The organism is Labrenzia sp. PO1 (genome assembly GCF_012273635.1).
Classification (GTDB): domain Bacteria; phylum Pseudomonadota; class Alphaproteobacteria; order Rhizobiales; family Stappiaceae; genus Roseibium; species Roseibium algicola.
The window spans coordinates 1,648,224-1,661,083 of record NZ_JAAXCR010000001.1; the positions used below are offsets into that span (position 1 = coordinate 1,648,224).

10 protein-coding genes are annotated in these 12,860 nt (G+C 59.3%); 6 read left to right on the forward strand and 4 right to left on the reverse strand.

The genetic code is table 11. From position 1 onward, the window contains the following. Nucleotides 1–45: 45 nt before the first annotated feature. Together HCG46_RS07590 and HCG46_RS07595 are read left to right on the forward strand one after the other, a co-directional pair. Entirely contained in the window at nucleotides 46–768 is a 723-nt protein-coding gene (locus tag HCG46_RS07590; RefSeq protein ID WP_023003610.1) for a response regulator transcription factor, read from the forward strand. Then, nucleotides 765–1,454 carry a hypothetical protein gene (locus HCG46_RS07595; RefSeq protein WP_168685425.1) on the forward strand — a complete coding sequence of 230 codons (690 nt, stop codon included), beginning with the start codon at nucleotides 765–767 and terminating at the stop codon, nucleotides 1,452–1,454. The genes HCG46_RS07590 and HCG46_RS07595 overlap by 4 nt, the downstream gene beginning before the upstream one ends. Nucleotides 1,455–1,534: 80 nt before the next feature. Here the strand turns inward: HCG46_RS07595 and HCG46_RS07600 are convergent, their stop codons facing one another. The 3 genes from HCG46_RS07600 to HCG46_RS07610 all read right to left on the reverse strand — a co-directional run bounded on the left by HCG46_RS07600 (nucleotide 1,535) and on the right by HCG46_RS07610 (nucleotide 6,433). Continuing rightward, the gene (locus tag HCG46_RS07600; RefSeq protein WP_023003615.1) at nucleotides 1,535–4,201 is read right to left on the reverse strand and encodes a TRAP transporter large permease subunit; all 2,667 of its coding nucleotides are present in this window, start codon (nucleotides 4,199–4,201) and stop codon (nucleotides 1,535–1,537) included. 21 nt (nucleotides 4,202–4,222) lie between these two features. After that, the gene (locus HCG46_RS07605; RefSeq protein WP_023003617.1) at nucleotides 4,223–5,257 is read right to left on the reverse strand and encodes a TRAP transporter small permease subunit; all 1,035 of its coding nucleotides are present in this window, start codon (nucleotides 5,255–5,257) and stop codon (nucleotides 4,223–4,225) included. A gap of 75 nt (nucleotides 5,258–5,332) precedes the next feature. Then, on the reverse strand, nucleotides 5,333–6,433 hold the full coding sequence (locus tag HCG46_RS07610; protein ID WP_023003619.1) for a TRAP transporter substrate-binding protein: 1,101 nt from the start codon (nucleotides 6,431–6,433) through the stop codon (nucleotides 5,333–5,335). Between the two features lie 189 nt (nucleotides 6,434–6,622). On the opposite strand from HCG46_RS07610, the gene HCG46_RS07615 reads away from it, so the two are divergent. The 3 genes from HCG46_RS07615 to HCG46_RS07625 all read left to right on the forward strand — a co-directional run bounded on the left by HCG46_RS07615 (nucleotide 6,623) and on the right by HCG46_RS07625 (nucleotide 9,501). Further along, a complete protein-coding gene (locus tag HCG46_RS07615; protein WP_055661157.1) occupies nucleotides 6,623–7,984 on the forward strand; it encodes a cache domain-containing protein in 1,362 nt (453 codons plus the stop codon). A 7-nt stretch (nucleotides 7,985–7,991) separates the two neighbouring features. Then, nucleotides 7,992–8,660 carry a response regulator transcription factor gene (locus tag HCG46_RS07620; RefSeq protein ID WP_055661261.1) on the forward strand — a complete coding sequence of 223 codons (669 nt, stop codon included), beginning with the start codon at nucleotides 7,992–7,994 and terminating at the stop codon, nucleotides 8,658–8,660. Nucleotides 8,661–8,742: 82 nt separating this feature from the next. After that, nucleotides 8,743–9,501: a gamma-glutamyl-gamma-aminobutyrate hydrolase family protein gene (locus tag HCG46_RS07625; protein ID WP_168685427.1), complete on the forward strand. Its 759-nt coding sequence runs from the start codon at nucleotides 8,743–8,745 to the stop codon at nucleotides 9,499–9,501. Here HCG46_RS07625 and HCG46_RS07630 read toward each other — a convergent pair whose 3' ends face one another. Further along, entirely contained in the window at nucleotides 9,502–11,424 is a 1,923-nt protein-coding gene (locus tag HCG46_RS07630) for a DUF1007 family protein (RefSeq protein ID WP_168685429.1), read from the reverse strand. Between the two features lie 249 nt (nucleotides 11,425–11,673). Here HCG46_RS07630 and HCG46_RS07635 point away from each other — a divergent pair, with 249 nt between their 5' ends. Beyond that, on the forward strand, nucleotides 11,674–12,747 hold the full coding sequence (locus tag HCG46_RS07635) for a Glu/Leu/Phe/Val dehydrogenase dimerization domain-containing protein (protein ID WP_152505487.1): 1,074 nt from the start codon (nucleotides 11,674–11,676) through the stop codon (nucleotides 12,745–12,747). Nucleotides 12,748–12,860: the final 113 nt, after the last annotated feature.

Genomic DNA, 12,860 nt, shown 5'->3' on the forward strand with positions numbered 1-12,860 from the left:
CGGATCGAAATCAGTAACCCTTGATCTAGGACACAGGAACGCGCCTTGCAGACACGCTCCCTCCAGGCAACCAAACGCACGGTTTTCATCGTCGACGACGAACCGGAAATCGGCAACTTGCTGCTGGATGCCCTTCTCCAGTTCGAGATGGAAGGCAAGGTCTTTTCCACGGCCTCACAGATGCTGATCGCACTCGGCCTGGAAACACCGGATGCCTGCATCGTCGATCTCGGCCTGCCTGATATGGAGGGCATGGCGCTCATCAACGAGATCAGACGCCGGTCATCAGTGCCGATCATCGTTCTGTCGGCGCGCGGACATTCCACCGATCGTGTCATGGGGCTGGAACTTGGCGCGGATGATTACGTGGTCAAACCGTTTGACCCGCGCGAAGTGGTTGCGCGCATCCGCTCCATTCTGCGTCGCTCGTCCGACCAGGCACCGGTGAAGGCCAGTGTCGACTGCGCCCGGTTCGAAGGCTGGACCTACCAACCCGCTTCCCATTGCCTGACCTCTCCGGAAGGCGAGGAAACTTTTCTATCCACCGGAGAGGCCACATTGTTGGAAGCTCTGCTGAGAGCCCCCAAGCGCGTGCTGTCGCGAGACTACCTGCTTGAACATGGCGGCCGTGACGAGAGCCTCGACAGGTCCATCGACGTGCGTATTTCGCGCATCCGCAAGAAGCTCAACCGCAAGAACGAGCCCGCCCACATTCGCACCATCTACGGTTCCGGCTACATGCTGGCCTGTGATGTGAAGTGGTCATGAGCTACTCCGCACAGGAACTCCGAAAACTCGACGAAGGGCTCTGGACGCTCGATACCACCTTTACCAGGCTCGGCTGCAAGGGCAGCCTTCGCATGACCGTTCTGGAAACCGCCGCCGGACTGGTGCTCCACTCACCGGTGGCACTGGACAAGGATGTCAGGAACGCCCTCCGCAGCCTGGGCGAGATCGCGGTGCTCTTTGCGCCGAACCTTTTCCATCACATGTATTTGCGCGCCGCACAGAACCATTTTCCCAATGCCCGTGTACTTGTTCCCAAAGGGCTTGAACGGAAGATCGGCAAGATCGCGAACTCGGAAATTGTCACTGACAAAACAGTCGTGGCTGATGGAGAAATCGAGCAAGCGACACTGAGCGGGCATGACTTGTACGAAACGGTTCTCTTTCACCGGCGTTCGGGTACACTGGTAACGGCTGACCTGCTCTATAACTATCAACCGGAACACAATTTCACCGAAAAACTGTTCTTCAGGGCAATCGGTTGCTACGGCGCGCCGGGAGTGGCCTTCTATCACCGCTACGCGATCCGCGACAAATCCGGCATCGTCCCCTTTCAGGAAGCCGTTGGCAGCTGGCCCGTGAAACGGATCGTCATGTGTCATGGCCGAATTGTTGAAGCGCCCGAAGCCGCCGGTATTTTCGCGTCCGCCTGGCAGCGCTTCGCCTGACTTCCACAAGACCAATCAGACAATGAAAAAGGGCTGTCCACCGGGACAGCCCTTTTTGCATCTTGGAAAGCTTCTGAAGATCAGAAGCTCAGGGAGATATCCCGATGCCCGGACAGACATCCGGCAACGTCCAGAGCCATATCCGTTGGCAAACGGTTCTGGGCTCTCACACCGATATTGGCTGCCACGGTGTCATCGAAGGTTTCCAGCTGCGGCAGGATTTCCTCGGCCCCTTTACGGCGCCAGGCAAGATCCGCATCCAGAGCGGCAATCGACTTGTCGATTTCAGCAACAGCTTCTTCTGCGTTCGGCTGACGGCTGCGCATGATCTTGCGGGCTTCGTTCAGGCCATCGCGGATATCGCTCGTGCCTTCCGCATCTCCAACCCGTGAACGCATGGCCGAAATCGCTTCTTCGGCCGCTTCCGGCTCAAGCGTCGGCACTTCGGCCTTCAGGGCTTCGAGTTCCGGTTTGAAGCTTGCGACAAGATCAGCACCGTTGAGGATCGCCTTCAGCTCCGCGATCGGCTCGTAAGCCTGATCGACAGTCCGACGATAGGTCATCCGGGCTACATCCTCTGCCTTCTGGATCTTGGCGAAGGTTGTATAGGTATCCTGCCAATCGGACGGGATCTGAGCCATCAGGGCTTCATGCCGGGCTTTCAGCTCGTCGATGCGAGCCTGAGCACGTTCACCTTGTGCAGCCGTGTAGATGCCGGTTTCTCCCGACCGGTCAACGATGACCTGAAGGTCGGCGATCCGGTCATCAAGACGGCGGGCATCGCGTTCGATGGCACGAACCTGTGTGTGCACCGGCTTGTAGGCCCCTGCCGCTGCTGCTACTTCAGCTTCAGCCTGATGGATCGCTTCCATCTGCGGCATGGCTTCCTTCGCCTTTTCCAGACCGTCCATGACATCATCGCGCAGATCTTCCGGCAGATAGCTCATGTCGATGGATTCGACCGACTGGATTGCCGACAGGATCTTGTCGCCGTTCTGCTGGAAGTCCTCGTAGATGAGGGTCTCCATGCAGTACTGCAGACGCGGGTTCTTTGGCGGAGGAGCTGTCTCGGACAGCAGCGACGAGCGGTTCGGCAGATAGTTCACAAGCTGCGGATAGAGCCCGACGATGCCGAGTGCCAGCAACTGCAGGCAGATGAACGCAACCACGCCCTTGTACATGTCCAGCGTCTTGACCACGGCCGGTGCGACGCCGCGCAGATAGAACAGCGCGAAGCCGAAGGGCGGTGTCAGGAACGAGGTCTGGATGTTGAGACCGATCATCACGCCAAGCCACACGGCGGTGACGTTTGCTTCAGGATCGGCAAGCAGGATCGGTGCAACGATCGGCACCACCACGACGGCGATCTCGATGAAATCGAGGAAGAAGCCGAGGATGAAGATCACGAGCATCACGATCAGGAACTGAGCCCAGAACCCGCCCGGCAGTCCTTGCAGGAAGTTCTTGACCAGCTCTTCCCCGCCGAAGGCACGGAAGGCAGAAGTCAGCATGGCAGCGCCGAGAAGAATGATGAACACAAGCGCGGTGGTCTTGGCGGTTTCCACCATCACTCCGCGCATGGTGTCTTCGAACTTCAGCGTACGCCAACCGGACCAAAGGACCGCGATCAGCAGCAGCGAAACAGCGATGATAGCCAGCACCAGGGCGAGAACATCGTCGCTGGTCTGGATCAGCTTGATGTTGACCGAGCCGAAGAAACTGACAACCACGGCCAGCCCCAGCAAGGCCAAAATAGCCAGGATCGCCGGGCTGTAGGCTCCGCGCTTACCGTCACGAAGGCGATAACCGGCCATGACCATCGCACCGACGGCACCGATGGCGCCAGCCTGGTTCACGGTAGCGACACCGGCAATGATCGAACCAAGCACCAGGAAGATCAGGGCCAGCGGCGGCACCAGGGTCAGGACCACCTTGCCTGCGAACGCACGCGTGAAGGTGCCTTCTTCATGGACTGCCGGTGCCGACTTCGGATTCAACAGCGCGAAGCCCAGAATGAACAGCATGTAGAGGCCAACCAGGACAAGACCCGGCAGGAAGGCACCCAGGAACATTTCGCCGGCACTGGTCGACACGACAGAGTAGTCCGACGGCATCGACAGCTCGCCGGTGCTCGCCTTGTAAAGTGTCTGGCGCAGCGAACCGGCCTGATCGACCGCGCTGGCGAGCTGGTCGGCCAGAATGATCAGAACGATCGACGGCGGAATGATCTGTCCCAGTGTCCCGGAAGCGGCAATCGTTCCCGTTGCCAGCGGCACCGAATACTTGTTGCGCAGCATGGCCGGCAGCGAGATCAGGCCCATGGCGACAACGGTTGCGCCGACGATGCCCGTGGTGGCTGCCAGAAGAGCCCCCACGAACACCACGGAGATACCGAGACCACCCGGCACCGGGCCGAACAGCCGTGCCATCGTCACCAGCAGGTCTTCAGCGATCTTGGATCGTTGAAGCATGATGCCCATGAAGACGAACAGCGGAATGGCTATGAGCGTATCTCGCTCGGCCTCCCAGTAGATGCCACGGAAGTTCGTCACCCCCGCGCTGAGCCACTGGCTTGGGCCACCGTGAGAGAAATACGCACCGGGGTCGCCGGCAAACAGGTAGCCCGATCCGGCAGCGATGCCGATGGTCAGGATGGCCGATCCGGGGAGCGCGAAGGCGACGGGGAAACCCGACCCAAGCGCAATCGCCATCAGGACGACCAGGAGAAGAAGGAAGAAAAGTTCCATATCAAGCGGTCTCGTCAGGCTCTATTGAACAGTGTGGCTGTCATGATCCCGGCCACCCGGTTCGCCGCGAATATCGGCAACCGCGTCCAGGAAATAGGCCACGAACTGGATCATCATGGAAACGGCGAACACGCCCAGGAAACCCGCCATGAGATATTTCACGTAAAGACCGAAACCGGCCTGCGTGGTCTCATAGGTCAGGATCGGGCTGTTGATGATGTTCTGCTTGCCGCCCATGCCGATGACCAGGATGACGGTACAAAGGCTGATGCCGAGCACAACGGAACCGACCGCGTTGACGATGCCCTTTGCTCTCGAGGACAGGCCCGCATAGAAGATGTCGACCCGAACATGCCCTTCTTCAAGCAGCGTGTAGGCACTGGCGAAAAGGAACAGCGCCGCGTACCAGAACCGCACGAGATCAGCGAGGAAAGCCTGCTCGTAGGAGAAGACGAAACGGCCGATCACGATCATCAGTTCGGCGGCAACCACCAGAAGCGCAAGCCAGGTGAAACCCAGCGTGCGGGTGAAGGCTGCGATCACGAATGAAAGCGCGATCAGCGGCATGTGCACATAAGGGCCCCGGAACTGCGATTTGCCGAGATCGTCGGCAAGCGCCTGCCCGACGACATCGGGCAGAAAGCCCTCGATGCGCAGGAACGAGATCGCGCTGTCGACCAACCCGACGATCAGCACCGCGAAGAAGCAGGCCCTGATGAGATAGGCGTTGATGTTGGTGATCCGGACGCTGTCTTCACGCAGCGTGTTTCCGTTCGTCCGCACATAGCCGAAGGCCAACAGGACAAACGCCGCATAGAGCGCCAATTGCAACCAGGACCAGAGAATCGGCATGGATCCATTGGCCGCGCCGCCGAAAATGGGCGCAATGCCTGGAAGGTCTTGCCAATAGGTCAGGTAGTTGTTGAGCAGAAACGCCGTCATGATCGCCAATACGATCCAGCCGCACAGGCGGAAGAAGCGGGCGCTCTCCGGCGAGGCTTTACCACCGGAATTCATAACAGGCGAGCCGTCTTGAACATTGTCCAAGGCCGTCATCGTGGCTGTGCCTTTTTATCTTTGTCTAAGAAGAAGGGACGGGATTTCTCCCGCCCCTTTTATTTGCTCAACCGATTACTTCGGAATGCCGAGGTAACGGTTACGCTTGTTGCTGTAGGCAATGTCGGCGATCGCCATGTAGCTGCCGATTTCCTGACGTGCGTTGATGACGCTCTCGAAGATCTTCTTGGACAGCGGGGAATGATCCATCGCTTCTTCCAGAACTTCCTGAGCGGCTTCACCGAAGCTGTCGTAGATCTCGTCGGAGAATTCACGCAGCTCAACGCCGTGCTCGTTGATCAGGCGGGTCAGGTACTTACCGTTGTTGGCGTTGGTTTCAGCCATCGTGTTGGAGTTTTCTTCCGCACACGCTGCAACGATGATCTGCTGATCGACCTTGTCGAGACCATCCCAGAATGCCTTGTTCATGCCCAGAGCAAGCATGGCGCCCGGCTCGTGCATGCCCGGATAGTAGTAGTACTTGGCAGCTTCGTAGAACTTCATGAAGTAGTCGTTGAACGGACCAACCCACTCGGTTGCATCGATCGCGCCGGAAACAAGGTTTTCGTAGATCTGGCCGCCCGGCAGGGAGACCGGAGACGCGCCGAGTTTCGCCATGACGTCGCCGCCCTGGCCCGGAATACGCATCTTCAGACCCTTCAGGTCGTCAGCGGTTTCGATTTCCTTGTTGAACCAGCCGCCCATCTGGACACCGGTGTTGCCCATGGCGAAGTTCTTCAGGCCGAATTCACCAGCCAGCTCATCCCACAGTTCCTGGCCGCCGCCGTACTTGATCCAGGCGTCCATTTCAGCCTGGGTCAGACCGAACGGCACGGCAGTGAATGCTGCCCAGCCCGGATGCTTGCCTTTCCAGTAGTAATCGGCGCCGATATAGGCCTGCGCGTTACCGGAAGCGACTTCGTCGAAGGAGTCAAAGGCACCAACGCGTTCGCCAGCGGCGAAATACTGAACGTTGAGGCGGCCTGCGGTCAGCTCTGCAATACGGGCTGCGAGGCGCTGTGCCGGAATACCGAGACCCGGAAAGTCGCGCGGCCATGTGGACACGATGACCATTTCCTTGGTGCCCTGCGCAATTGCCGGAGCAGCCAGCAAGGATCCAGCGGCAACACCGCCGGCACCAATACCAGCCTTTTTGATAAACGAACGACGATCCATTAGTTTCCTCCCTAATCGGACCCGATTTCGGACCGGGTACACACTTGCACCGATCTCGAGGTATGTCTAGTTGACCGAGTGTCTGAAGCGCTATTCGTGGTTCTGCGCAGCTTCTCAGTAATACTACCGAGAACCACGCAAGAGAGATAATCGTTTGCCGCATGTTCGCGCAACAAGAGAGCAAAATTCGTGACCTTCAAGACCAAATTGCTGCTCATCACGATCCTGCCATTGATCGCCGTCTCCGTACTCATCGGTGCGGCCACCTACTATCAGTCTCGGGAACTGATCAACACGCAGACCCAGGCAGTGGAACAGCGCATCCTGTCCTCCAAGCGCCAGGAAATCCGGAACTACGTCAGTCTTGCTCTCACCTCGATCGAGCAGATCTACAAGGAAGAACCGGGAGGTCGCGAAGCGGCGCAGGAAAAGGTCAAGATGATCCTGCAGCATCTGACCTTCGACTACGACGGCTATTTCTTCGTTTACACGCTCGACGGCACCAACCTGGTCCATCCCAAGCTGCCGCACCTGGTGGGGGGAAACTGGTGGCAGCTCCAGGATGACAATGGCGACTACGTCATCCGCAACCTGATCGAGGCGGCCCAGAACGGCGGCGGCTTCCACCAGTATGTCTGGCACAAGCCCTCGACAGGCACGGTCGAGGAAAAGCTCGGCTACGCAATCCTGCTCGACAAGTGGGGCTGGATGCTTGGCACCGGCCTTTACACCGATGACATTGCCCGCGAGGTCACCGCGATCCGCACCGACTTTGCCCGCTCCATCCGCCAGACACTGTTCGTCACCTTCATGATCACGCTTGCGGCCATCGTCATTGCGGGTTTCCTCATCGCCGGTGTGCGGTTCTCCGAACAGCGCTTTGCGGACACCAAGCTGAAGGAACTGACCAACAGGATCTTCCAGGTGCAGGAACAGGAGCGCAAACGCGTTTCCACCGAACTGCATGACAGTATCTCCCAACTTCTGGTGTCAGTGCGCTATGGCGTTGAAATGATCCATAGCGAGGCCAACCGGGATCCGGATCTTCAGGTGCAGGCAGCCAAATGCCTCAAGACACTGGACGGAACCATTGCCGAGGTCCGGCGGATATCACGAGATCTCAGACCCAGTGTCCTTGATGACATGGGCCTTGCGGCGGCGCTCGGCAGTCTCGGCAAGGAGTTCCAGAACCAGTCGGGCATCACCGTCAACGTTCAGGCGGAGCAATGCCACGCCCGCTTGTCGGAAGGTGCCAAGACCGCCCTCTACCGTGTGGTTCAGGAATGCATGACCAATGTGGCGCGCCATTCCCACGCCAGCGAGGTCGCGATTTCCCTCAAGGTCGGCATGCAGCAGCTTGTGCTCTCGGTGGAAGACAACGGTGTCGGCCTCCCCCGCCCGCTGCCGAAATCCGGCGGCCTCGGCTTCCGCAACATGCGCGAGCGGATCGAAACCTATGGTGGCCGGTTAACCCTGAGCAGACGTGCTTCCGGCGGAACCCGTATTAAAGTCCAGATGCCGCTCGACAATGCGGCGGCAAAAGCGGCATGATGCAAAGATGACAGTGCATTCACCTTCACCCCGGTCGTTCACCAGACCCATCCGCGTTCTTCTGGCAGACGACCATGAGCTGGTTCGCGACGGTATCCGGGCCCGGCTGCAAAAGGTGGCCGACCTGGAAGTGGTCGGTGAAGCGACAAACGGCCGCGATGCTCTGACACTCGCCCGAGACCTGCGCCCCGACGTTCTCCTGATGGATGTCTCCATGCCGGTCATGAACGGGCTGGAAGCGGCGACCCAGATGCGCAAGACGCTGCCTGAAATCGCTGTACTGATCCTGTCGGTCTACGACAACCCGGAGTATGTGCGCGGCGTCGTCCAGGCAGGTGCCCGCGGCTACATCCTGAAGGATATCTCCGCAGCCGAGATGATTACTGCGATCACCAGTGTTGCCAATGGCGGGTACTATTTCTCCTCCGCGGTCGGCCCGACGCTGGTTGGTGCCGGCACCTCCGCACCGGTGGAAGACCCATACGGGCTGACCGATCGGGAGCGCCAGGTGCTGACGGCCATTGCCAAAGGCCAGCCCAACAAGGAAGTCGCCAAGGAACTGGGCATCAGCGTACGCACTGTCGAATCCCACCGCCTGAACCTGCGGGAAAAGGTCGGCAACAAGAATGCCGCTCAGCTCTATAAGGTCGCGCAGGATCTGGGATTGCTGGACTGATCCGGCTCGGCTAAATCTGTTTGGGTCCACACCCTGGCCAAACACTTCCGGAGACATGGGTCTCCCATCTGACAGGCATGAAATGACCAAACCACTTGTCCTGGTAACCGCCGATGTGAAAACCATCGAGGGCTACAACTGGCACGCCGCGACCTCAACCTATCTGCAGGCCGTGCTGAAAGGCTCCGATGCCATCCCGATGATCCTGCCGTCCCTGGGGGCGGATCTGGATCTGGATGCGGCTCTGGACCAGGTCGACGGCGTTTTGGCGACCGGCTCCCGGTCCAACGTCAATCCGGAACTTTATGGCGAAGTGCCGACGGAAGAGAACGGTCCATACGATCCATCCCGCGATTCCACGACACTGCCGCTGCTCAAGCGCGCCGTCGAACGCGGCATTCCCGTCTTTGCCATCTGCCGCGGCATGCAGGAATTGAATGTTGCCCTTGGCGGTACGCTGCTGACCGAAATCCAGTCCCTTGAAGGTCGCGCCGATCACCGCGCGCCAACATCGGAACGGCAGGACGAACGTTTCCGGATTACCCATCCGGTGGAAGTCGCCGAAGGCAGCTGTCTGGCCACCGTTGTCGGCAGCGAGCCTTTCGAGGTGAATTCACTCCACCGTCAGGCTGTCGGCAGGCTGGGCAATGGCATGATCACGGAAGCGGAAGCCGAAGACGGGACCATCGAAGCGGCCTCCGTCAAGGATAGTGCCGGCTACGTCCTCGCGACACAATGGCATCCGGAATACTGGGTGTCGACGGACGGCCCGTCGAAGAAGCTGTTTGCCGCTTTCGGTGATGCCGTCCGGGCCTATCGCGTCAAACGCCTGGGTTTGTAATCAGCCCCAGCCGAGCGTTGCGATCAGCAACGTGAGACCCAGCAGGAAGACGATGGCTGCCCCGACGATTTCGATCGTCCGGTGAACCTTCACCGCCATCGGACTGCCTTCGCCGAAAAGCCGCACGGCAAGTTCCTTGGCCCCGACTGCCATGCCTGCAAGCAGCGAGACGGTTATGCCGGTGCCAACCGCCATCGCCAGGGTGGAAGCGATGCCGGCTGCGATCATGCCTTGCGAAAGAGCAAAGACCAGCACCACCAGCGCACCGGTACAGGGCCGAAGACCAACTGCAAAAATGATCGACACGGCCCGGGCAAGGGTGATCTTGCCCTGAAGCATGTCCGGCGTCGGGGCATGGGCATGACCGCATGTGGTGCACACGCCATCTGCACCGATCTCGTGATGATGATGGTCATGGTGGTGATGATCGTGACCATGATGATGGTGGCCATCGTGACCGTGGCCATGACCGTGATGACCGGCCGCCGAAGCGCCCGCGAGCGCGAGTTGCGAGCCTGACAGACGGGACGCCACATTCATGGCCAGCGGACGAAGGGCTTTCTGCCACAACAGCCAGCCGCCCAGACCGGTGATCAGCACATAGGATCCGATCTCGAACCACCGCGCCGTATCCTGTATCGCGATGCTGGTGAGATTGAAAACGACGGCCAGACCTCCAACCAGAAGGATCGCGGTCACCGCCTGTGCGAATGCCGAGGCAAAGGAGAGATAAATACCCTTGCGAAGGGTCTCGTTGTTGGCAACCACATAGGACGTGATGATGGCCTTGCCATGCCCAGGCCCTGCGGCATGGAAGATGCCATACGCGAAGGAAAGCCCCATCAGCAGCCAGGCCGCATGCGGATTGTTGCGGAAGGCCCTGAGACTGGCGACCAGCGCCTGGTAGAATTCCTTCTGCTTGACTGCAATTGTCCCGAAAACCGTATCAAGGAAACCCGCCTTCGGCGCGGCAACCGCTTCTTCTGAAGCCTTCGCCGTATCGAGTGCAGCCGTAATTGCGGCGGCAGCATCGGCGGGCGAGCTGGCAGCAGTGTCCGTGGACGTGGAAGCAGACGTGGTTTCGGGCGTTGCGGCTTCCGAAGTTCCGGACGAGGAGCTCGCGGCGGCCATTGCATCACCGCAGGCAACCAGCATCTGATTGACCTGCGAGGCGGCAGCGGACTGAAGCTCAGGCGGCAGGTCACGCTGGTCTGCGCCGATCTGTGCAAGCGCATAGGCTTCGGCATCATCCAGCGGCGGCGGTTCCTTGCGGCTCACACGGCAAGTGCCCGGTGCGTTTTCCGTCCCCAGCGCATCGTCCCCCGCACCAAAGCGGAAATCGACGTAATAGGTCGGGTCGTAAACGTCGAGCGTGATCAGGCTCTCGGTATCGCTGGGCTGTTTGAACGGCAACGTGAAATGCAGTTCCAGCAGGTTCACATCCTCCGGCATGGAGCCGCCATTCATGCGGACATCTTCCTCCATGGCCTCGAAGTCCTCGGGCTTCATCACCCAGTAGTCCTTGAGGGGAACCTTGACCACTTCCAGCCAGTAATCCGTCGGGTCATCGAAATCGAATTCGACCCGGCTATTGTCACCGAACGTGAAATAGCCGTAATCGGCCATGCTCTCCACGTTGACCTTCGCCAGTTCACTCAGCTCTTCACGGGAATAGTGACCGTCGCCATCCTTGTCGAAGCCCTGGATGGCGAAAGCGGAAAACGCATCATCGAAACGAAACACGTGCTGAAGCGCAATCGCCTGTCCAGCATCGTCGAAAACCAGCTTGCTTCGTGCCTCGACAAAGACATGCGGGTGCGCACTGGCTCCGGCAAGAGCAGCCAACAGAAGACCCAGACCCAACAGGAAACGGCGAGAGGCCGCAGGAAGAACCTTGGCTCGAAAGGTGGAAAGCAAGCGCAACGGGATCACCCACTGATCAGATGTAATATGTTTACATGACACGCAGTGCGTTGTTTGACCAGAGAAGACGGCAGGAAGATGACCGCGACAATTTCGCGGCGCAAAACGCCCAAGGAACAATTTTCGCACTTGGTAATCAAATACGGAATGTTTCAACTCATCCAACGACTAAAATTAGGAGAAAAAAGACAATATTCCCGGAATGCAGCCTAAAATATTCACAACAATAACCACTGCACCGAGCCAGCCATGAACGCCTTGCATAAATCAGTTCACCACAGTGCCGTTTTCGATCATCCGGAGATGGGCGATCACGAAGACATCGTTTTCGTCCAGGACAAGGCCACCGGCCTGAAGGCAATCATTGCCGTCCACGACACCACGCTCGGCCCGGCACTTGGCGGCTGCCGCGTCTGGCCCTACGAGAACCCGGCGGATGCGCTGACGGATGCCCTGCGCCTGTCCCGTGGCATGACGTACAAGAACTCTCTGGCAGGCCTTGATCTCGGCGGCGGCAAGGCCGTCATCATTGCCGACCCCCGCAAGGACAAGTCCGAAGCCCTGATGGAGGCATTCGGCCGCCATGTGGAGCGCCTGTCCGGCACCTACATCACCGCAGAAGACGTCGGCGTGTCGCCAGACGACATGGAAGCCGTTGCCCGCCAGACCGCCCATGTGCGCGGCACCAAGGCAACCGGCCTCGGCGACCCATCGCCCTATACGGCTCTCGGTGTCTTCGAAGGTATCAAGGCGTCCGCAAAGTTTGTCTATGGCAGCAGCGACCTTTCCGGAAAGACTGTCTCCGTGCAGGGACTGGGCCACGTGGGACATGACGTTGCCCGCCAGCTTCACGAAGCCGGTGCAAGGCTCATTGTTTCCGACATTCATGCACCGGCTGTGCTGCGTGCCATCGATGCGTTCGGAGCCACAGCGGTTGATCCGGCCGAAGCTCATATGGTGGAGGCGGATATCTTCGTTCCCTGCGCGCTCGGGGCAGGCCTCAATGCTCGCACCGTTCCGCAAATCCAGGCGAAGATCGTTGCAGGGGCTGCCAACAACCAGCTGCAGACGCCGGCGGACGGCGAGGCCCTGAAGAAACGCGGCATCCTCTACGCTCCCGACTACGCGATCAATGCCGGTGGCGTGATCTCCATTGCCCTGGCAACAGCGGACAGCGGCGACAAGCTGGTGCGTGAAAAGACGATCGCCATCGGCGAAACCCTGGCAACGATTTTCGAGCGGGCCGCCCGCGAAGGCAGCACCCCGGAACGCGTGGCCGACACAATGGCGGAAGAGCGTCTGGCAAAAGCGAAATCGGCCTGATTAAAACTTTCACGACAAACGGAAACGGCGGCCTTGAGCCGCCGTTTTTTGCTTTGCCCGTTTCCGGTTGTCGTGCCTGCATACGGTCGGCAGAAGAAAGCACCGCAACAGTG